At 60.1% G+C, this 20,370-nt stretch carries 16 protein-coding genes and 1 pseudogene; 14 read left to right on the top strand and 3 right to left on the bottom strand.

Features of this window, described 5'->3' with window-relative positions; genetic code table 11:
- Nucleotides 1–136: 136 nt before the first annotated feature.
- The 11 genes from AC1DD7_RS23150 to AC1DD7_RS23100 all read left to right on the top strand — a co-directional run bounded on the left by AC1DD7_RS23150 (nucleotide 137) and on the right by AC1DD7_RS23100 (nucleotide 11,750).
- The gene (locus AC1DD7_RS23150) at nucleotides 137–919 is read left to right on the top strand and encodes a TetR/AcrR family transcriptional regulator (protein WP_477516748.1); all 783 of its coding nucleotides are present in this window, start codon (nucleotides 137–139) and stop codon (nucleotides 917–919) included.
- Nucleotides 912–1,982 carry an acyl-CoA dehydrogenase family protein gene (locus AC1DD7_RS23145; protein WP_477516747.1) on the top strand — a complete coding sequence of 357 codons (1,071 nt, stop codon included), beginning with the start codon at nucleotides 912–914 and terminating at the stop codon, nucleotides 1,980–1,982. The genes AC1DD7_RS23150 and AC1DD7_RS23145 overlap by 8 nt, the downstream gene beginning before the upstream one ends.
- Nucleotides 1,979–3,124 (top strand): acyl-CoA dehydrogenase family protein, encoded by a 1,146-nt coding sequence (locus AC1DD7_RS23140; protein ID WP_477516746.1) that lies wholly within the window; start codon nucleotides 1,979–1,981, stop codon nucleotides 3,122–3,124. The genes AC1DD7_RS23145 and AC1DD7_RS23140 overlap by 4 nt, the downstream gene beginning before the upstream one ends.
- A gap of 136 nt (nucleotides 3,125–3,260) precedes the next feature.
- Nucleotides 3,261–4,058 (top strand): enoyl-CoA hydratase/isomerase family protein, encoded by a 798-nt coding sequence (locus tag AC1DD7_RS23135; protein WP_477516745.1) that lies wholly within the window; start codon nucleotides 3,261–3,263, stop codon nucleotides 4,056–4,058.
- A 54-nt stretch (nucleotides 4,059–4,112) separates the two neighbouring features.
- Complete coding sequence (locus AC1DD7_RS23130) at nucleotides 4,113–5,324, top strand: CaiB/BaiF CoA transferase family protein (RefSeq protein WP_477516744.1); 1,212 nt, start codon at nucleotides 4,113–4,115, stop codon at nucleotides 5,322–5,324.
- Between the two features lie 166 nt (nucleotides 5,325–5,490).
- Complete coding sequence (locus AC1DD7_RS23125; protein ID WP_477516743.1) at nucleotides 5,491–6,216, top strand: nitroreductase; 726 nt, start codon at nucleotides 5,491–5,493, stop codon at nucleotides 6,214–6,216.
- Nucleotides 6,217–6,336: 120 nt separating this feature from the next.
- Entirely contained in the window at nucleotides 6,337–7,512 is a 1,176-nt protein-coding gene (locus AC1DD7_RS23120) for a thiolase family protein (protein ID WP_442006424.1), read from the top strand.
- Nucleotides 7,512–8,264, top strand: coding sequence for an enoyl-CoA hydratase/isomerase family protein (locus tag AC1DD7_RS23115; protein WP_442006399.1), 753 nt, complete (start codon nucleotides 7,512–7,514; stop codon nucleotides 8,262–8,264). Before AC1DD7_RS23120 ends, AC1DD7_RS23115 begins: the two co-directional genes overlap by 1 nt.
- A gap of 166 nt (nucleotides 8,265–8,430) precedes the next feature.
- Nucleotides 8,431–9,204, top strand: coding sequence for an electron transfer flavoprotein subunit beta/FixA family protein (locus AC1DD7_RS23110; RefSeq protein ID WP_477516742.1), 774 nt, complete (start codon nucleotides 8,431–8,433; stop codon nucleotides 9,202–9,204).
- A 51-nt stretch (nucleotides 9,205–9,255) separates the two neighbouring features.
- On the top strand, nucleotides 9,256–10,245 hold the full coding sequence (locus AC1DD7_RS23105) for an electron transfer flavoprotein subunit alpha/FixB family protein (protein ID WP_477516741.1): 990 nt from the start codon (nucleotides 9,256–9,258) through the stop codon (nucleotides 10,243–10,245).
- A 110-nt stretch (nucleotides 10,246–10,355) separates the two neighbouring features.
- Nucleotides 10,356–11,750: a cytochrome b/b6 domain-containing protein gene (locus AC1DD7_RS23100; RefSeq protein WP_477516740.1), complete on the top strand. Its 1,395-nt coding sequence runs from the start codon at nucleotides 10,356–10,358 to the stop codon at nucleotides 11,748–11,750.
- 190 nt (nucleotides 11,751–11,940) lie between these two features.
- On the opposite strand, the gene AC1DD7_RS23095 is transcribed toward AC1DD7_RS23100, so the two are convergent.
- Nucleotides 11,941–12,924 carry an acyl-CoA thioesterase domain-containing protein gene (locus tag AC1DD7_RS23095; RefSeq protein WP_477516739.1) on the bottom strand — a complete coding sequence of 328 codons (984 nt, stop codon included), beginning with the start codon at nucleotides 12,922–12,924 and terminating at the stop codon, nucleotides 11,941–11,943.
- 430 nt (nucleotides 12,925–13,354) lie between these two features.
- On the opposite strand from AC1DD7_RS23095, the gene AC1DD7_RS23090 reads away from it, so the two are divergent.
- From AC1DD7_RS23090 to AC1DD7_RS23080, 3 genes are all read left to right on the top strand, one after another.
- The gene (locus AC1DD7_RS23090; protein ID WP_477516738.1) at nucleotides 13,355–14,143 is read left to right on the top strand and encodes a citrate/2-methylcitrate synthase; all 789 of its coding nucleotides are present in this window, start codon (nucleotides 13,355–13,357) and stop codon (nucleotides 14,141–14,143) included.
- 230 nt (nucleotides 14,144–14,373) lie between these two features.
- Nucleotides 14,374–15,261, top strand: a complete 888-nt coding sequence (locus AC1DD7_RS23085; protein ID WP_477516737.1) for an SDR family oxidoreductase — start codon at nucleotides 14,374–14,376, stop codon at nucleotides 15,259–15,261.
- Nucleotides 15,262–15,542: 281 nt separating this feature from the next.
- A complete protein-coding gene (locus AC1DD7_RS23080; RefSeq protein ID WP_477516736.1) occupies nucleotides 15,543–16,721 on the top strand; it encodes a thiolase family protein in 1,179 nt (392 codons plus the stop codon).
- A gap of 1,568 nt (nucleotides 16,722–18,289) precedes the next feature.
- On the opposite strand, the gene AC1DD7_RS23075 is transcribed toward AC1DD7_RS23080, so the two are convergent.
- Nucleotides 18,290–20,005: a CocE/NonD family hydrolase gene (locus AC1DD7_RS23075; RefSeq protein ID WP_477516735.1), complete on the bottom strand. Its 1,716-nt coding sequence runs from the start codon at nucleotides 20,003–20,005 to the stop codon at nucleotides 18,290–18,292.
- A 23-nt stretch (nucleotides 20,006–20,028) separates the two neighbouring features.
- Nucleotides 20,029–20,370 (bottom strand): annotated as a pseudogene (locus AC1DD7_RS23070) (esterase family protein); the annotation flags it as partial.

Raw genomic sequence — 20,370 nt, 5'->3', positions numbered from 1 at the left:
CCGGACCAGGCGCTGCTTACCCAGCCGCATTCCGGGATCGGCTGCTAGATTCTTCTTTGATTGATAGTCGACAAATAAGTTCTTGATTGCTGACCAGTAAGTTGTTATGCTGCAAGGGCGTTCTAAGGAGTAAGACGTGCGCAAAGGGCAAGAAGTCGAAGAAGCAGCGGGATGGCCTTCACCCAGTTGGACTGTTCAAGAAGAGGCTGAGCTACGGCGGCAGACTGTCCGGGGAAGCAAACGCGTAGCAAGCAAAGAAACGCAGACCTCGCCGCCCCAACGCCGCACGCAGCAAGAGCGGCGCGAGGAAGCTGAGATGAGGCTTCTTGCGGCAGCGCGGACCCTGCTCTCGCGCAAAGGATGGGTCGGAATGACCTTGGCGGAGGTGGGCCTCACGGCTGGCTACAGCCGGGGACAAGCCGCGCACCACTTCGGCAGCAAAGGTGCGCTGTTGCGTGCCCTGACGCTGCACATCAATCGGTCGTTCGCGCAGGAGATGCAAGATGCGCCAAAGCCTCCTGCCGGCCTGCAGGCGGTTCTTGGCTATGTCCGCGTGTACCTGGGGCGTAGCGATCCGAAGTGGATAAACACCCGAACCCTCCTGTTGCTGCTGGCGGAGTCCTTGCTCGAAGACTCGGAGACGGCCGACGTAGTAGCGGTATACAACCGCGAAATGTTTGCCTGGCTGGAGGACAACCTTCGCATCGGAATTGAGCAGGGCGAGGTGCGCCGCGATATTAATCCAGCGCTCGGAGCTGAGTTCGTTGTGGGCGCGCTTCGTGGCCTTGCATCGCAACGTCTTATACAAGGTTCGCCGGCAGACATACGTGGAATTAAGGATCAGGTAGTGCAATTAGTCGAACACACGTTCGCAGCGCCCTCCGATCGCGAACAGAAGGAAGGAGCAAACGATGGATGATGAAACTCGCGAGATGCTCCATCAAACGGCAGCGAGCATTTTCGCTGAGGGACCCTCTGACTTATGGGAGGTCCTTAAAAGCGTTGGATTTGACAAGGCATTGGTGCCTGAAAGCAAGGGCGGCGTGGGCGTGAGCTGGGCAGTTGCCTGCGAGCTTCTGGCAATCGCAGGCAAGCACGCAGCTGCCGTGCCGATGGCCGAGGCAATGATCGGGCACTGGCTCGTTGATCTTGCAGGTGTTGAAGAGATAGAACTGCCGACTCTCGGCTTTTCGTCGCTCTCGGAACCGGTCCGGCTCACCCGCACCGGCGACGAGTGGCACGTCGGCGGGGCACTTGTACGGGTGCCTTGGGGCAGTGCCTGCACGCACATCGTATTCATTAGTGAGGGCCCGGAAGCCCAACTGATCGTAGTTGCCCGCGATGCATCGGGCATCTCAATTACGCCCGGTCACAATCTCGCAGGGGAGCCGCGCGATGACGTCGCCTTCGAAGGCGTAGTGCCGCATGCGGTGGTGCCTGCGCCGTTTGAATCGAATTCGCTGCAGGCGGTAGCTGCAATCACGCGCAGTGCTCTGATGGCAGGCGCCATCGAACGTGCTTTGACCCTGACTGTGGACTACGCCAACATGCGGGTCCAATTCGGCAGGCCGATTGGCAAGTTCCAAGCGGTCCAGCAGAACATTGCCGTACTTGCGACCCAGGCAGCAGCCGCGCGTGCAGCGACCGAAGCCGGGAGTGAGGCGATTGACGACTGGATCGCTGGCGAGAATGAGTCACTCATGCACAGCGTTGCAGTGGCAAGCGCGAAGATCCGCACTGGGGAAGCAGCCGGAGAAGCCGCTGCCATCGCACACCAGGTATTCGGGGCGATCGGCTTCACTGAGGAACACGAATTGCAGCGCTTCACGAAACGACTCTGGTCCTGGCGCGACGAATACGGCAGCGAAGCGTTCTGGGCCGACCTACTTGGGGAAAGCATCCTCATCAATGAATCTGAGAAGACCCTCTGGCGCACAGTTGCGCCGACGAGAAGCAGCCTCGACATAGGAGCGACGCGATGAGCAACCTGTCCTTTCCGCCACCGCGGCAGTCGGAGGTCGGCGAGCGGCTGCGAGCAGAGGTACGCGAGTTCCTGGACGATTTTGATTGGCGGGGCGACCCGCATGCAGCCAGCGTTTTTGGTGGCTACGATCCTGAATTCAGCGAAGCGCTTGGCGCGCGCGGATGGATAGGGATGGGCTTTCCCCAGCGCTATGGCGGTGGCGGCTACGGCCTCGTTGAACGCTATGTGGTTATGGAAGAGCTGCTCGCCGCCCGGGCTCCGATCACTGCACACTCCATAGCCGACCGGCAGAGCGGCCAACTGCTGCTCCGGTTCGGCAGTGAGAGCCAGCGTGAAGAAATCCTGCCCCGCATCGCCGCCGGCAAGTCCTACTTCTGTATCGGCATGAGCGAGCCGGACTCTGGGTCGGACTTGGCTTCTGTACGCACCCGCGCCACGAAGGTAGACGGAGGCTGGCTCGTAAACGGGGCGAAGATCTGGACCACGAATGCACACCGCAGCCACTACATGATCCTGCTTTGCCGCACCTCGCCGGCAAGCCAGGAGCGCCACGCGGGCCTGAGCCAGTTTCTGGTCGACATGAAGACGCCCGGAATCGTGTGCAGGCAGATCGTAAACATCGCTGGAGGGCAGGAGTTCAACGAAGTGCATCTACAGGATGCGTTTCTCCCGGACGAGGCGCTAATCGGCGTCGAAGGTGATGGATGGAAACAGGTGACGAGTGAGCTGGCGTTTGAACGCAGCGGGCCCGAGCGCTTCCTGTCGCATCTCAGTGTGTTGGAAGAATTCGTTCGTGTCGTGAAGAACCAGCCGTCTGCTGTGGGAGCCAGGGCCCTCGGGCGCCTGGTGGCCCACCTCACCACGCTGCGGCGGATGTCGCGCAGTGTGGCTACGATGATCGCCGATGGTCAGGATGCCGCACTGCACGCCGCGCTGGTAAAAGACCTGGGCACCTGCTTCGAGCAGGAGATTCCCGAGATCCTGCGGCTCGCGCTGCAAGCCGAGCCAGACCCGGGCGCCGCTGACTCATATCGGGCGGCTTTGGCTTACGTGGTCTTGAACGCGCCCTCCTGCACGATCCGCGGCGGCACCAAAGAGGTGCTGCGCAGCATCGTTGCGAAGGGGTTGGGACTGCGATGAGAGGTGGCCCGCCACGAAGAAAAGGGTTTCACCGTCCAATGGACTTGAGCCAGGTCGGCCAACAACTACCAAAGGCGGGGCGTCAACGGAATGCCCGGGCATGACACAACGTAGCTAATTGAGAAGGGCAAAACGAATGTCTATAGAGCTGTCAACGGAGACGGACGAACTTCATCTGCAGCAGTCCGAGCACGTCTTGTGGCTAAGGCTAAACCGGCCGCAGGCATTGAATGCGCTTACCGCGTCGCTTGTTGATGATCTCACCAAGGTCATTCAGGAGGCTGATGAAGATCCAGATGTGCGGGTTATTGTCCTCACTGGAACTGGTAGGGCTTTCTGTGCCGGCGCGGATTTGAAGGACAGTGCAAAGCGCAGTACCGAAGAGGGTGCTCGTTTTGTGAAGAAAATTGGTGAACTCACGAACCTCATCGAAGAGTGCACTAAACCTGTGATCGCGGCGATTAATGGTATCGCTATCGCCGGTGGTCTGGAATTGGTGCTGGCGTGCGACGTTGTGATCGCGGCGGAGGCGGCGGTCCTCGGGGACGCCCATTCAAATTACGCTATGTTCCCTGGGGCGGGCGCCACAGTGCGTTTGCCGCGCAAGATCGGCCTTAACAATGCCAAGTATCTGATGTTCACGGGCGATATGCCTAGCGCCCGCGAGTGGCTGGCGATGGGCTTGGTAAGCCAGGTCGTCCCTGGCGAAGGCCTAAATGACGCGGTATCGGCACTGGCCAGCAAGCTTGCCGGTAAAAGCCCGTTCGGGTTGGCAAAAATGAAGCAGGCGCTAAATGACTCTCTGGATCAGCCGGCACAAATCGGACTGCGCTACGAACGGGCGTTGGTAAACCTTTATAGCCACTCTGCCGATCGCGTAGAAGGGCTGGCGGCATTCCGGGAAAAGCGTCCTCCGCAGTTTCAGGGTAGATAGACGACGATGCGTCCCGGGCCGAGGCCCCTCACCTGCGTATTCAAGATTTGAGGAATGAGATCTATGGAACAGAACGTCAAAGGACCGTTGTCAGGCATACGAGTGATCGATGTCGGCACCATGGTCGCTGGACCCGTGGCTGCAACTCTGATGGCCGATTTCGGCGCGGAGGTGATCAAGGTTGAGCAACCCGGCAAAGGTGACACTTTGCGTCATATCGGCCCGAGCTTGGGCGACGGTGAGAGCTTGTGGTGGAACGTCGAGGGGCGCAATAAAAAATCGATCACGCTGGACCTACGTCAACCCGAGGGGCAACGGATCCTGAAGGAGCTAGTGAAGACCGCCGATGTCCTGGTGGAGAATTTTCGTCCAGGGACCTTGGAACGATGGAACCTTGCCTGGGAAGACCTAGAACAGGTGAACCCCGGGTTGGTAATGCTCAGCGTCTCCGGGTACGGACAAACTGGCCCATATGCCTCTCGAGCGGGCTATGACCGAATGGGTCTGGCGCTGGGCGGGGTGTTGAACGCGACAGGCTACCCGGATCGGGCTCCCGTGAAGGTTGGCGTTGCCATCGCTGACTACCAGACAGCGGTGCTTGCAGCTTTCGGGACGATGGTGGCCCTGTACAACAGGGACGTTGGCGGTGGTAAGGGCCAGCAGATCGACCTTTCGCTGTATGAAACGGTCTTCCGATTCACTGATGTGATGGTGACCGCGTTCGATAAGTTTGGCGACAGGCGCGAGCGCACAGGGAACCTTCATTTCGCGGCCGCGCCGGGGGACCACTTCGAAACGATCGATGGGCGCCACATCGTCCTGACAGTATCCTCGGACCGCATGTTCCGCCGCCTGTGCGAAGCAATACCGGAGCTGATCGGTGATGATCGGTTCACCACTCACGCGGATCGCATCTCCAACATCGAGGAGATAAATCGACTCGTGGGGGAGTGGATCAAGTCTCGGCCCATTCCGGAACTCTGTCAGATCCTCGATGAAAAGGGCCTGGCGTACTCTCTCATTTACTCGATCGAGGACATCGTTGTCGATCCGCAGTATCAAGCGCGGGGCACCATCGCCACCGTCGAGAATCCGCGGTACGGTGCGCTCAAAATGCCAGCACCGCAGCCGAGGCTGAACCGAACGCCAGCGCCTGCGATGCGACCAGCTCCCGAACTGGGATCGCATACGGACGAGGTTCTAAGTGAACTTATTGGTCTCTCGGCCGAGGAGATCGCAGGACTGCGCAAAGCGGGCACCATCTAGGCGCAGGAACGGCACTGCGCTGCAAAAACGTGGGAAGACTGCAGGTGAAGTTGCAGGGCGGTTCGCCCGGCGCGATGCTACCGCCGTTCTGCCGGAGTCCACCTGATAGCCAATGAAGGCCTTCAGCAAGAACTACCGAAATCGAGACACTGCTAGGAGAAGTGCGTTGATATCATCACGCGTCACGACTGAAGTGCAGGACCCCGCGAGTGTGGAAGCTGCCATCGAGAGCCGCTTCTCGTGCCGGGCATTCCTTCCGGACAAAGCCGTCGCCCGAAGCGACATCCAAGAAATATTACGCGTCGCCAGCCAATCCGCGTCCGGCACGAATACACAACCGTGGAAAGTGTATGTGCTTCAGGGCGATCAGCGGGATAACCTTGTCCACCAAGTGTGCGCTGTGGACGACGCGGTCTTTTCTGATCCGGGCTTGGCCGAAAAGCACCGCGACAAGGTCGACTTCTACCCGGCTGAATGGGTCTCGCCGTACATCGACCGGCGTCGTCAAAACGGCTGGAGCTTGTATGACCTTCTCGGCATCGGCAGGGGCGAGAAGAACAAGATGCACGCTCAGCTACAGCGTAACTACCGCTTCTTTGATGCCCCCGTGGGGCTGATATTTACGGTCGATAAGGTCATGGGGCGAGGATCGCTCATCGATTACGGCATGTTCCTGCAGAACATCATGCTTATGGCCCGGGCTCGGGGCCTCCACACGTGCCCGCAGGCGGCTTGGAACTACTACGAGTCGACAATTAAGCCGATCATCGGCGCTGGTGCGGACGAAACGCTGGTGTGCGGTATGTCACTTGGCTACGCCGATGAGTCGGCGCCAGTGAACTCACTCGTGACGCCGCGGGAGACCGTGGATAGTTTCACCCAGTGGGTTTGAACTCGAAAGTCAAGTTCCTGATCAGTCGGGAAAATGCGACTTTTCCATCCTGGCAAGGGGCCCTTGGTCTTCACCGCCAAAGTCACACCAGCAATTCATCTTAAGAGCAACGGAGAACGAATCGTGGAGAAAATCATCGTCCTGGACGGTGCACGCACCCCTATTGGCAGCTTCGGAGGCATCTTCAAGGATGTTCCCGGCCATGTGTTGGGGGCGACGGCCAGCAGGGCAGCCCTGGAACGCGCCGATGTTACCGGCGACGACATCGACGAAGTCGTCATGGGTTGCATTGGCCAGGTGGGGGCCGACGCGTATAACGCGCGGCGAGTCGCTGTCACGGCAGGACTGCCAACGGGTGTTCCGGCCTACAACGTCAACCGGCTGTGCGGTTCCGGCTTGCAGGCAATCTGGTCGGCAGCCATGGAAATGCAGTGGAACCAGCTTGACTTCGCTCTGGCCGGCGGCAACGAGTCCATGACAAGGATGCCGTACTACGACTTCGGCGCGCGCCAAGGCTACCGCCTTGGCGACCGTTCCCTCAGCGATGGCACTCTCATGATGCTTACCGACCCCTTGCACGGCATCCACATGGGAGTCACTGCCGAGAACGTCGCCAGCAAATACAACGTCTCACGCCGGGAACAGGACGAGTTCGCTGTCGAATCACAACGCCGCGCCGCTACGCCCGAGGCCCAGGCAGCGTTCGCCGAGGAAATCACGCCAGTCAATGTCGCGGGTCGAAAGCCTTTCACAGCTGACAAGGATGAGCACCCCAAGCCTGAGACAAGCATGGAGACCTTGGCGGGATTGCGTCCTGCATTTGCCACTGGTGGGACAGTCACGGCCGGTAATGCATCGGGTATCAACGACGGCGCCGCCGCCGTCGTCCTTGCTCGCGAGTCCGTCGCTGCTCAGCGTGGCCTGAAGGGCTTGGTTAGTCTTGAGGCGGTGGCCACGGCCGCCATGGAACCCGAACTCATGGGGTACGCACCCACGCTGGCTCTGAGGTCCTTGTTCGAGAAGACCGGCACCACCCCGAAGGATATCGGTTCGATTGAACTGAACGAGGCATTTGCCTCACAGGCTGTCGCTGTCATCCGGGACGCCGACCTCGATCCGGCCCAGGTCAATCCGTACGGCGGAGCCATTGCCCTAGGGCATCCGGTCGGTGCCACCGGAGCGATCCTGACGCTGCGCCTTGCCAAGGACATGGCACGCCGGGATCTGGAACTCGGAATTGTCACCATGTGCATCGGTGGAGGACAGGCGCTCGCAGCACTCTTCCGGAGGATCTGATGTCAAAGCCCGTAACTTTAACTACGGTCGGCGGCGTCGGACACCTGCAGCTCAACCGCCCGGAGGCGGCCAACACTATAAATATGCCCTTAGCCGTAGCGCTCGGAGAGGCGGTTAGCCGGGTTGCGGAGGACGACGCGATTAAGGCAGTCTTGCTGACCGGCAACGGCAAGCGGTTCTGCGCCGGTGGAGACATTTCTGCGTTCACGGAGTCCCCAGACCAGGGTCGGTTCCTGACTGAATTGGCGGCCACGGTTGATGCGGCTGTGCAGGCTCTCGAATCTCTGGAGAAGCCCGTGGTGGCGGCTGTTCACGGGGCCGTTGCCGGTGGTGGGCTTGGTATCATGCTGGCCGCTGACGTGATCATCGCAGGGGAAGGTACAAGCTTTGTGTTTGCCTACCCCTCCATTGGCCTGACTCCCGACTGTGGCACTTCCGCCAGCTTGCCCCGCGCCATGGGGCTACACCGCGCACTGGCCTTTGCCCTATCCGGCCGGCCTTTGAATGCCAGTCAGGCGCTCGACCAGGGACTTGTTTCAGAGGTGGTCGTCGACCCGATGGACCGAGCGCAAGAGGTGGTCGCAGCTTGGGTTGCCGGGGCTCCGGGTGCGCTCGGCGATGTCCGAAGGCTGTTGCGTCAGGGCCTCGGCCTCTCGCGGGCGGAGGTGGGTGCACGCGAGTCCGTGACTATCGGTGAGCGCATGGCCGCCGACGAGGCTCAGGTCCTCATTCCGGCATTCCTTGGTCGCTGACCGGTCGGCTGTGGCTTTCGTTTTCTGAAGGGCGAAACCGCACCACCTTTGCAATTCTGCACAGGCGGTCCAACAAAATAGTTGTCGAGCAACTAGTATTTTTCGCTAACTCCCCGTAGATTGGGATATGAAAGCGAAAGCGTTAGCCCACCGAGGAGGGTTCTCCATGAAGATAGTTGTGTTGGCGAAGCAGGTTCCGGACACCTGGTCCGATCGTAAAATCGACTTGGAATCCGGAATGCTGGACCGCGGTGCGTCCGAGTCTGTGCCGGACGAGATCAATGAACGGGCCTTGGAGAACGCCCTTCAGCTAAAGGATTCGCGTAAAGATATCGAAATTGTGGTGGTCGCAATGGGGCCGGAGGACGCGGGCAAGAGCATTCGGAAGCTGTTGTCGATGGGCGCTGACTCCGCCGTTTTGGTCTCGGACGAGTCTTTGGTGGGTTCCGACATGGTGCAGACAGCGCGGGTGCTGGCTGCCGCCGTCGAAAAGCTCGGAGGCGTGGATCTGGTCCTCGCCGGCAACGCGGCCACGGACGGTCGGGGTGGAATGGTTCCAGCAATGGTTGCCGAGATCCTCGGGTGGCCTGTACTCCCGGGACTTGATGAGGTCGTCATCGAACCCGACGCCGTCTCGGGCCGGGCGCAGGTGGACGGCGGTGCTCTTCGCTTGTCATCGGCCTTGCCGGCAGTGGTGTCTGTCACGGAGAAGTCCGCCGATGCCCGCTTTCCAAACTTCAAGGGAATTATGGCGGCAAAGAAGAAGCCGCTGGCGAATTGGTCGCTCAGTGATCTAGGAATCGCCGTAACTCCGGAAGTCGCATCGGTGATGGTCTCGGCGTCGGCCCGCCCAGCGAAGCAAGCCGGGCCGAAGGTTGTCGACGACGGCACCGCGGCTGCGCAGCTGGCCGAGTTCCTGGCGGCGAACCGCCTCATCTGAACATGAGCGGACCCTACTGACACAGAAGTTAAACAGCTGAAGGAAAACACCATGCCATATACCGGAAACGTTCTGGTCCTGATCGAGACCAACCGCGAGGGGTCGCCGAAGTCCACTGCCGCTGGCCTGCTTAGGTTGGCTGCCGACCTCGGCAAGCCCGTTGCGGTGGCGGTTACTGCCCCGGGCCGGTCCGGGGACCTAGTCGCTGAATTGGGGAACTTGGGCGCGGCCAATGTGTACCTGACCGAATCGGAGAGTGCCGCCACCGAATTGGGGTCCGCGCTGGTCGGTGCCCTGGCAGACGCCGTACATACGTATGGGGCGGGCTTGGTGTTGGTACCGGCGACGAACGATTCCAACGCTGTGGCAGGTCGGCTCGCAATTGTGGCTGGCGGTTCTGTAGCCGCTGACGCGGTCGCGGTTCGCTTCGACGAGGAGAGCCAGGAGCTCATAGCTACCCACTCAATTTTCGGCGGCGACTTCACGACCGAGTCGACCGTGGAAGGTGGCCTAATGGTAGTTACGGTGCGTCCGGGCTCCATCGAGGGCGTGGCAGAAGCCGTCGCCTCTCCTTCGGTCACGTTTGCGCAGATATCAACCACGACGGCGACTGGGGCCACGGTCGATGAGGTCAGCGAGGCTGCGGCGAAGGCAGGCAGGCCGATGTTGAGAGGGGCAAAGAACGTCGTCTCCGGCGGACGCGGTGTTGGTTCGAAGGAGGCGTTCAGCGTGGTGGAGGAACTAGCCGACGTGCTGGGTGCCGCTGTGGGTGCCTCGCGTGCCGCCGTTGATGCCGGGTACGTGCCGCAGTCCTACCAGGTGGGTCAAACTGGCGTTACGGTGACCCCCCAACTCTATGTGGCGCTGGGAATCTCAGGGGCCATCCAGCACCGGGCTGGCATGCAGACTTCCAAAACGATCGTTGCCATCAACAAGGACGAGGATGCTCCGATTTTCGACGTCGCGGATTTCGGCATCGTCGGGGATGTGTTCACAGTGGTCCCACAGCTGATCGAAGAGATCAACAACCGACGCAGCTGACCCCGGTGCCGGGCAGTCCGCTACCCAGTGAGGACCATGAGCAATGGTCTGACGGAGGCCTTCCGGCCATTTGAACCCGAAGTTGATACCCAGGCAAAGGACCGAGATCTATGACTAGCGAGCGAGACCCCAGCCAAGCACCCAGACGGCGCCGCATGGCAGGATACACGCCGCTAGCGCCCGAGCGCACCGATGCCGGGCCCTTGTCTGCAGAGCGCGTGCAGACGCATGTGCAGCAGCAGCCGGGCGATTCGTCGGTTACAGAGAAGGCCATGACGATGTCGCCGACCATCGATGACGTCACTGCGATGATCGATAAGACGGAGCCTCAGGGAATCGACCTGTCAGCGGAGCGGGAACGCGAGCAAGCCAAGCCCGCTGCTGAGCACGCTCCTCCACGCAAGCGCCGGATGGGCGCTGTCCCGCCGGCGGCCGGAGAGCAGGAGGTCGCGCGTCCATCGACTGATTCTGCAGTAGGGAGCGGTTCTGGTTCCGCACAGGCGGGTTTGGTCGCACCGGCGGCCAAAATGACCTCTTCGGCTAGTCTCCTCGGCACAAAGGGGGCGGCAGAGGACGGCCCCATAAGTAAGTCGAGGGTGACTGGCCCGGCATGGCGGAAACCCGCCGTAGTTACCGCTGTGTTGTTGGTTCTGGGCCTGCTGATGGTGGTTGGCGCGCGTTGGCTACGTACGCTTGAGGGTGTGCAGCAGTTCGTTATGTCTTACAGTGGGCACGCCTGGCAGCCCGAAGGTGCGCCGGTCGGAATCCCGGCATGGCTAGGCTGGCAACACTTTCTCAATATGTTCTTCATCGTGTTGATTGTCCGCACCGGCCTTCAGGTCCGTACGGAGCGTAAGCCTCCCGGCTACTGGACGGCGGAGAAGAACTCGTTCTTCTCCCCGAAGGGCAACAGCCCGAAAAAGGTATCACTGTCCCAATGGCTGCACCAGACTCTGGATGTGCTCTGGGTGGCGAACGGGATAATCTTCGTCGCTCTGCTATTTGTCAGCGGGCACTGGACGCGGATCGTACCGATGAGTTGGGACGTCTTCCCCAACATGCTCTCAGCAGCAGTCCAGTATGCCTCGCTGGACTGGCCGGCCGAAAATGGCTGGGTGCATTACAACGCACTGCAGGTGATGGCCTACTTCCTCACGGTGTTCATCGCCGCCCCGTTGGCGGTTCTGACCGGCGTCCGGATGTCGACTTGGTGGCCCGAACGTGCACGGCGCCTCACGATGATATATCCGGTGGAATGGGCGCGGGCATTGCACTTTCCTGTGATGCTCTACTTCGTTGCGTTTACGGTGGTGCATGTATTCCTGGTGTTCTTCACCGGAGCCTTACAGAACCTAAACCACATGTACGGCTCCCGGGACGTAGTGGACTGGTGGGGCCTTGTCGTGTTTCTGATCTCGCTGTTGGTCATCGCCGCAGCCTGGTTCCTGACCAAACCGTTGTTCACCACACCCATCGCAAACCGTATGGGCAAGGTCACCAGATAGTCCGACGAACTCCTGCCCATGGAGTGAAGCATGGGCAGGAATCACCGCTGATCCCTGCGTGACCTGCCGGAACAAACCCAATAACAGGCCGCTCAAAGGCCATTTCCGGTTGGGACCTCCCGTTCGGACGACGCCCGGTGCGCTGACGTCCAGAGTCACCGGCACTGTTCGCCTGGTCACTCTAGGTCGGTCAGCGGGCCGGACGGAAGAGTGCGTGGGCTTGTGCGACTGGCTTGGTTTCGAAGGCCTTGTCAGGGTTCTCTCGCCGAGCAGTTTCTGAGCCACGTGATGCCGGGTTCCATGGAGTTGTACGGATGCTGAACAGTTCCACGTCCACGCTGCACAGGGAGCGGCCTGCATGTCGGATTCGTGCGCGTGTAGCAATCGGTCCAGTGGACGGGCGCAGAAACACCATCCGAAGGGACTGGAGATCGAAATGATCACGAGCCGGAGTGGCCGCATGGGCAGCGAGTCCCGCCATCATGGTCATGGCCCCTCCGTGAACGGTCCCATTGCGATTCATAAACTCATCGACCGCAGGGAAATCCGGTCCCCGAAGGAAACTTTCGGTGTTCGCTGGCTTCCCGCCCGCAGGGCTCGAGGCCGGACTACGCATGCCAAGCAATCTGTCCAACGTGACGTCGGATTCGGGCCCCAAGGGCAGCGCGCCCATACGGTTGAAATGGTCAAGTGCCCCGGCAGGGGTGGGTCCGACTGTTTGAAACCAGCCAACGGCATGTACGTGCTCTCTACCGTCCGGCCCACGGAGACTACCAAAGGACACGCCTCCCCTCGGATCTACGAAGCCGCTTCTGGTCCAAGCCTCCAGTACTGTGCCGTCAGCAGGTAGCGGGGCCAGGAAGTTCAGTTGCAGCTCCGTCGTGACCATCCAAGTAAGGTCCGGGGCGGCGGCGCGGATAGAAGTTGCGAGAGTTTGGTCCAACAGGGAGGCGGCCGTCAACCCCGTTGGGCGCCCCTCGTGGTCCAGGCACCAAACTCCAGTGACCATGGAACCGGTGCATTCGGGTACCGTACCGTCAACGGCGCCACGCAGCCGGGTTCGCATGAGCCGCTCGACGCGCCCCGACGTGGGCGCCACAACGGCTCGGGAAGCTGCAGTGCTGGGGTCGGCGGGCGGGGAAGACTTGTGCATGCCCGGAGTTGAAGGAGCCATTCCACGAACATATCGCAGTCTTCGCTATGCCTGAATCCGTTTAGCAATCTATGTGCCCTCAAGTGTTTGGCTTGTCTCAGCCGCAAAAGCTGCCGTCGAACTCTTTAGTGAACCACTCGTCAAACACTTGATTGTTGATCAGTAAGTGATATTCTGCTTGCATAGTACCGCTCTCAAGCCAGTCAGAACATTGGCAAGCTAGACGACTAGTCCACGGGGTTGCGACTAGCTCGCCGGCTCCGAGGGTCGGCAATCTTGGTTGCAAGGGCGGTCCAGAGGGACTGCCAAAGCACTCACGAGGCTCGCGTCGCGGATCTGGTACCTCGCGGCGTTGGCGGTTGGACGCAATATAGGAAGCCAGCGTGCAGGCTTGGAGCGTTCGGTGCGCAAGTTATTGAACTACAGGTAAAACTAGAACTGAGGACATCAAGTGACCACACGGGATACCAATGCTTGGGAAACTGACATAGGGGAAGTCGAGAAGGACGATGTAATTATTCGGGGACACCGCCTGAGTCAATTGATCGGGAATACTTCATATTCTGAGATGATGTACCTGGTTCTTACCGGGAACCGTGCAACACCTGGTCAGGCTCGCGTTCTTGATGCTCTACTCGTTTCGGTGATGGAACACGGAATATCGCCGTCGAGTACGATCACCAGAATGCTCGCGTCATACGGGGTTCCCATTCAAGTAGGGATTGCGGCCGGAGTAACCACCTTCGGGGACATCCAGGGTGGCGCTGGACAACAACTGGCATTGAAGTTGCAATCGGTTGTTCATCGAATAGCCGAAGATGGCGAGGTCACCGACGAATCGCTGCAGCGAGCCGCCAAGGAGATTGTGGCTGACAGCAGGGCAAAGCGCGCCCCTCTTGAGGGGTTTGGTCATCCGCAACACGGTGCGGATCCGCGCTTTCCTATTCTGATGGGTATCGCCAAGGAAGAAGGGGTCTTCTCCCATCATTCGACATTGCTGGCCCACCTGGAACACGAGCTGAGTCAAGCAGTTGGGCGCAAGATTCCAGCGAACGTCGATGGCGCGATTGCAGCTCTCATTCTTGATCTCGGGTTCACCTGGGAGACGACGCGAATATTCCTGGTCGCACCGCGGTCTGTCGGCCTTGCAGCCCACTACTTGGAGGAGGTTGCACAAGGAAACACCTGGCGGCACGTTCCTGCCGACCAGGTAAATTACACTGGCCCAAACCCATCGTAATTGGTAATCCAACAGTGATGACAATGTTCGAGTAGCAGTATTGGCGCTGCCGCTGCGGTCATCGTGCATTTCTCACAATAACTTATGTGAAGTTTTGCTGTCTGAGTTCCTGCATGTTCATTTGAGCGACAACCCAACTGCGTCGGAATTTCCGTGCATCGCAGCGTGGCTCGGGACAATCTCGCTTGAGCATCAGTATTAAAGAACGATCGAAGGAATGGAGCAGGCTTATGGGTGTTCTGGATGGAAGAGTGGCGATTGTGACTGGCGCCGGACGCGGTCTCGGCCGCGAGCACGCCCTGCTGCTTGCGGCCGAGGGTGCGCGTGTGGTTGTAAATGACGTTGGGGGAGCGAGCCCGGACAATGGTCCGGCGCATGACGTGGTTGCCGAAATCAAATCCGCGGGCGGGCAGGCCGTGGCTAATACTGACAGCGTCAGTGACTGGCATGGCGCGCAGCGGCTGGTCGAAACCGCCATCCGCGAATTCGGCGTCCTCCATGTGGTGGTAAACAACGCAGGCATCATGAGGGATCGGATGTTGATCAACATGACCGAGGAGGAGTTTGACTCGGTGGTGGACGTCAATCTAAAGGGTACTTTCGCTGTCAGCAGGCACGCGGCTGCGTATTGGCGTAACCAATCAAAACTAGGGTTGGCCGCAGACCGGGCGATTATCAATACCTCCTCGGCCGCGGGTCTACAGCCTGGGGCAGGCCAGACGAACTACGCCGCAGCGAAGGCAGGGATCGCTGCCATGACGCAGGTCGCTTCAAAGGAGCTCAAGAGGTATGGCGTACGGGTCAACTGTATTGCGCCGGCTGCGCGGACACACTTGACTCTGTCTACGCCGGGGCTAAGCGAACGGATTGCGGAGCCGGAGTCCGAGACGGAGTTTGACAGCTGGCACCCCGGAAATATCTCACCGCTGGTCGCGTTCCTGGCGGCCGAGCGCTGCGCCCTCTCCGGCCATATGTTCCGTGTGGTGGGTGATCTGATCGGAGTCTACGAAGGGTGGCGGGTCGTAGAGACATTCGAGAACGGTAGCCGTTGGAGTGTGCCGCAGATTGAGCAGGCACTTGTCGGCGTCGCAGTCGAGCCCATCGCCCAAGAAGCCTGAGCGTAACGCGTCCTTCCATTGCCGAACGGGAGAGGCGCCGTGCCCGAATTCGCCTGCTCATACAGGTGTTTGCGTCCTCGCACTGGTGAGGGGACGGTGCGTTTCGCCGCGGTGGAAAACTGCTGACCGAGACGTTGGCAAGAGTCGCCTGATTCGGAGGTCGAACTAAAGACTTGATTACCAACCAGTAAGTGTTAGACTGGCCAAAGGCTACTTGAGCAAACGACCCGCACTGCAGCGGAGCCTTTGCGTTTTTGTTGAGAGAGTGAATTGGAGTAACTATGACCGACCGCGTAGCGATCGCTGGAATTGGAATGACTTCTTTTGGGAAGTTTCTTGATCGATCGGTGAAGAGTCTCTCCGAGGAAGCTGTGAGAATAGCGCTGGAGGATGCCGGAATCGATGCGGACAAAGTAGACCGCGTCTACTTCGGCAACTCGGCGTCTGGAGTCATCACCGGACAGGAGATGATTCGAGGCCAAGCCGCGCTCAGGAACACGGGCCTCATGGGCAAGCCCATAATCAATGTGGAAAACGCTTGCGCTACGGGCAGCACAGCGTTCCATCTGGCGTGGCAGACAGTGGCCAGTGGCCAGGCAGATGTTGTGCTGGCAGTGGGAGCGGAGAAGCTGAGCCATGCAGACAAGACCGTCTCAATCGCAGCGTTCGGAGGTGCGGTAGACAAGGAAGAGGAACTGCCCTCGCATGTTGGCTCCGGCAGCGGCTCCATTTTTATGGACATTTACGCAGAACGTACTCGCAGGTACATGGACGCCACGGGAACGACGCCAGCCGATTTTGCTCGAATAACCGTCAAGAGTCGTCACGCTGCGTCGCTCAACCCCTTCGCGCAGTTTCGTAAAGAGACGACGGTCGAGGAAGTGCTGGCAAGCCGGATGATCAGTGAACCGCTGACGCTTCCGATGTGCTCTGCAATCGGCGATGGGGCAGCAGCGGTGGTCCTGTGTTCGGCTCGTGTGGCGTCCAAGCTCTCAAGGTTCAGGCCTGTTTGGGTAGCCAGTTCGGCGCTTGTTTCGGGCTCAGCAGATCCGACGAAGCCGAACGCTTCGTCTCGGGCTGCGAAGGTGGCTTACGAGGCAGCTTCGATTGGTCCCGAGGACGTCCATGTGGCAGAGGTTCATGACGCATCGGCCCCTGGCGAGCTAATCAATTACGAAGTCATGCAGTTCTGTGCGCCGGGGGGTGCTGCGGAACTGTTGCGCAGTGGTGCGACGGACCTTGGCGGAAGGATTTCCGTCAATCCGAGCGGTGGTTTGCTCAGCAGGGGCCACCCCATTGGCGCTACCGGAACCGCTCAGATATTCGAACTGGTCCTTCAGTTGCGTGGAGAAGCGGGTGCACGGCAACGGGAGTCGGCAAAGGTCGCCGTAGCACAGAACTCTGGGGGGCAGGTTGGCGGAGATTCTGCTGCAGCGGTGGTCTCAATCCTCGTAGCCTAGGTTTCTTTCGCTGCCAGCATGACTAACGAGCCTGGCGGTCTTGGTCTAAGGTCGGGGGAACCGGGCGGATTGTCCTCAAGAGGGGATGCGGCGCTGTCCGCATCCCCTTTGTGGACTGCAGTTACCTAGCTGGGATTGGTCGTTGTACTCCCGTAGCACTGAAGGATCCCTGCCGGTTGAGCGGACGGCGCCGTTGGCCCAGAAGCGTTGACGAGCTCAACTTTAAGCTGAGGGACCGGGATATCGCTCGGTCCACCTAGTTTAATGCTCTCACAAAGCTGGGCGGAACTGCGTCGAAGATGTCCTTGTCATGAGCGGATATGAAAGCGCCCGTATCGTTACCACGACAGTGTCGGGGCGCTGGTTCCCGAACTACGGCGGAAAATCCATTGCGACATACGTGAACGCGACCAGCAACTTGCGACGATTTCGCTTCGCGGCCTCCCTTGCCGCCAGGGCGCTGTTCACCGGGTAGCCCGGCACTAAGTGTCTCGGATCCCGGTTTCGAATGCGAGGTGTTAGGTTGGCCCTTCAACGCAGCGTGAGATTAGGAATTCCACCTGCTCATCCTCCCGCAGGCTAATACCGGAGGCCTTAACGTACAGGACCTCGGTGAAGTCCTTAGACTGCGTTAACTTTGAGTGCGTGTTGTGTGAATATGATCGGGCGGCCAGTTGGAATGAGGTCCAGGGTTCTGGGCCGCACTCAACTTAGAGGGGTACGTTCTCCATTGCGGCGTCACCACGAGACCATAATCCGCCAGCTTCTACGAAGAACTCGAAGAACCAAGTTTTTAAATGTGGATATCAAGTTGCCGAGCTGGAAAGATCCCGGGTCCCCATTCACCCTGTGGGCGAATCCTGTCGTTACGGACTCCAGCCGCTTTGAAGCCGCTGGGGATGGCGGTCTTTTAGCCGCATGGCACAGCACCCTGGGACAGACGTAGCGGATTGACTATCGTTGGTGGGGAATGCTTAGCCACGCGGCAGGCTCCGGGTCTCTCCGCCGTCGAGAATCCTCCCCGGGTTTCTGCCCGATCCCCGCTTCCGGCGGTCCTGGAGGGGCAGCGATACCGGCGCAGAACGCAGCAGAGCAGGACACGATTAGGATGCTTATCCGATTTTGCTCAGCAGGCCCCGGTCGGCACGGAAGGATCGTACCGATCAGCGACCCGCCGCAATAGGTCCAGTGGTCAAGAAACCTTACACGCTGCTAGCTCCGAGGCGTCAGACGCAAGAATCGCCTCAGGCGGAGCATAAGGACGTCCTTTGGACTGAGAAAGTGTCCTTGAGGCCCTTCACGCAACTTTATTGCGTCACTTCCAGTCACCTGTCAGCAGTCTGCCGGTAGATCGAGGGCTGGTTCCCCATATCTGGATTGCTGGGAGAGACTCCGGATACGGCGTTCAGTAACCGTCTCAATCAGCTGCAAAGCGAAACAGAATCCCCGACTTTACAGTGTGGGGCAGGGCGATTATCGATGGCATCGGAGGTATGTAAGCCTGCGGCGTACGATCCGGGTCAGTGGGCACTGGGCCACCTGGTCTGCGCAGTGCCCACTGAACTCATTTAGGTGCGGGGAACTTGTTTCTCTTCCGTTGGGACGATGGGGAGTTCGATGTATGACGGGCGGCTGGTGTCATGGTAGAGCCGCTGATGTGCGGGGACGAACTCCGTCCCGGCTTGGTCGCCGGTGTTGAGGTTCCGGTCCCACCGGGGGAAGCAGCTGTTGGTGATCTGCACCCTGATCCTGTGTCCGGCCAGGAACACGTTGCTTGTTGACCACAGGTCGATCTCGATCTCCTGAGCCTCGTCAGCACCGTGGTTTATGCGGAGGATTCCGTCGGTCAGGTTCAAGGATCGTCCGTCGGGGTGCACGTCGCACAGGCGGGCGACCCAGTCTGTCGAGGGCGCTGAGCTCTGGACGTGCAGCCGTACCCGGATCGGCCCTGTTACCTCGAGGTCCTCCCTGAGGACCTCGGAGGTGAAGACGAGCACGTCCGGTCGCGACTCGACCGGTGCCTGGTCATGCGGTCCCCGTCCTGGTGTGAGTGCCATTGGCCCACCGTACGTGGGAACCGGGTCGGCGGGGTCGTAGTCGATCTCACTCGGTCCTGACTCGACGGGCAGTGCCTTCGTACTGAGGCCTCCATCGGCATGCAGGTGCCAGCGCTCGGTGCGAGAGCGTTGCAGGGGCCAGGTTTCCTCGTCCCGCCATTCGTTGCGTCCCATCACAAATATCCGGACCGGCGCCGGGGCACTCACGGGTGCATCCTCGGTGAGGTGGCCGCGGAGAAACGCCAGCACTTCATCGCTCCACTTGCCGTTTGGATGGGCTCCCGCGTCCCGGCTGGACATGATTCCGAAGTCCTGCGCGCCGATCCGGTTGCCGAAGTCCTCGTGGGTCCATGGTCCGATGATCAGCCGCGATTCTTGGCCGAGGTTGCGCATTGCTGTGAAGTTGTCGATGGTTCCCTGCAGGCAGGTGTCGTACCAGCCTCCAGTGTGCAGGCTGGGGATCTGGACACGGGAGTGACTCCCGGCCACCCGCATGTGCTCGGTTGCCTCCAGGTCAGTGGCTGCGCCCGGCTCTACGAACACCGGCGTGCCGTGCCGTCGCAGCACGGGCAGTTCGGTGACCGGCAACTCCCAGTAGCCGTCCTTCTCGAGACCGTCGAAGTCTTCAATAAGGGCCGAAACGCGGGCCGCCAACTCATCGTCCGTCAGGCCCTGACGTGACAACCAGTCGAAACCGGCAGCCAGCGACCACGATGTGATCACTGTGAACTGCGTCGCACCGCCGCGGGCTACCAGGGCCTCACGCGGCTCCGTCCACGTCATCAGGGGCGTGATCGCCTTCAACGCGGGCGGCTGCTGAAGCGCGGCCTGCCATTGCGTGTTCCCGCAGTAGCTGCCACCGACCATGCCGACCCGCCCGTTGGAGCCGGCAAGCTGGGCGGCCCAAGCAATGGTGTCAAAGCCGTCTGGACCCTCGTGCTGCAGCGGCTCCCAGTCGCCGTCTGAAGCGTAGCGGCCCCGAACATCCTGGATGACCATGATGAACCCTTTTCGGGCCACTTCTGTCGGAGAGAAACCATTCCAAACGTTGTCCGCAGCACCGGCCTTATTGTAAGGCGTGCGCACCACCAAGGTAGGCCAAGACCCGTCCCCCGCAGGGCGGTAGATATCGGCCCGCAGCACGACGCCGTCCCGCATCCGCGCAGGGACATCAAGTGTCACCTGCACTGAAGTTGACGTGTCAATAACTTCGTTTGTGGTGTTCATGCCCTCTGCTTTCGTGTTCTGGGTCATTTGGCTTCAACCTGGTCGCGGAAGATCCATTGGAGTGTTTCGGGGAACACTGCGCCGGCGTGTCCGAGGGTGTGCCCGGCGGTGCCGAACACGAACATGGAATCGTAGCGGCGATACTTCAGGGCTGCGTCGAGGTCATGGTTGGCGATGGGGATGTTGCCGTAGACGATATCGACGTCGCGCTTGCCCGATTGGTGCCAGACGCGGATTGGCTTGCGGGGGGTGCGCCGGACCATGCTGGGGAGGTTGTTCGCGCCCAGAATGTTGATGAAGCTGCCGCAGTGAGAGATCACGTTTCCGAACTGGTCCGGGCGGTGGAAGGCAGCGGTGAAGGCGCC

The organism is Paenarthrobacter sp. 10L412, assembly GCF_056395565.1.
The sequence above is the reverse complement of the archived record's forward strand: the minus strand, read 5'-3'. Positions and strand labels throughout refer to the sequence as shown.

What these genes read in the sequence shown, in the direction of transcription:
- AC1DD7_RS23130 (WP_477516744.1), top strand. Translation starts at nt 4,113, where the DNA reads ATGAGATCTATGGAACAGAACGTCAAAGGACCGTTGTCAGGCATACGA.
- AC1DD7_RS23095 (WP_477516739.1), bottom strand. Translation starts at nt 12,924, where the DNA reads ATGGCTCCTTCAACTCCGGGCATGCACAAGTCTTCCCCGCCCGCCGAC.
- AC1DD7_RS23080 (WP_477516736.1), top strand. Translation starts at nt 15,543, where the DNA reads ATGACCGACCGCGTAGCGATCGCTGGAATTGGAATGACTTCTTTTGGG.
- AC1DD7_RS23140 (WP_477516746.1), top strand. Translation starts at nt 1,979, where the DNA reads ATGAGCAACCTGTCCTTTCCGCCACCGCGGCAGTCGGAGGTCGGCGAG.
- AC1DD7_RS23135 (WP_477516745.1), top strand. Translation starts at nt 3,261, where the DNA reads ATGTCTATAGAGCTGTCAACGGAGACGGACGAACTTCATCTGCAGCAG.
- AC1DD7_RS23075 (WP_477516735.1), bottom strand. Translation starts at nt 20,005, where the DNA reads ATGAACACCACAAACGAAGTTATTGACACGTCAACTTCAGTGCAGGTG.
- AC1DD7_RS23100 (WP_477516740.1), top strand. Translation starts at nt 10,356, where the DNA reads ATGACTAGCGAGCGAGACCCCAGCCAAGCACCCAGACGGCGCCGCATG.
- AC1DD7_RS23115 (WP_442006399.1), top strand. Translation starts at nt 7,512, where the DNA reads ATGTCAAAGCCCGTAACTTTAACTACGGTCGGCGGCGTCGGACACCTG.
- AC1DD7_RS23110 (WP_477516742.1), top strand. Translation starts at nt 8,431, where the DNA reads ATGAAGATAGTTGTGTTGGCGAAGCAGGTTCCGGACACCTGGTCCGAT.
- AC1DD7_RS23105 (WP_477516741.1), top strand. Translation starts at nt 9,256, where the DNA reads ATGCCATATACCGGAAACGTTCTGGTCCTGATCGAGACCAACCGCGAG.
- AC1DD7_RS23085 (WP_477516737.1), top strand. Translation starts at nt 14,374, where the DNA reads ATGGGTGTTCTGGATGGAAGAGTGGCGATTGTGACTGGCGCCGGACGC.
- AC1DD7_RS23145 (WP_477516747.1), top strand. Translation starts at nt 912, where the DNA reads ATGGATGATGAAACTCGCGAGATGCTCCATCAAACGGCAGCGAGCATT.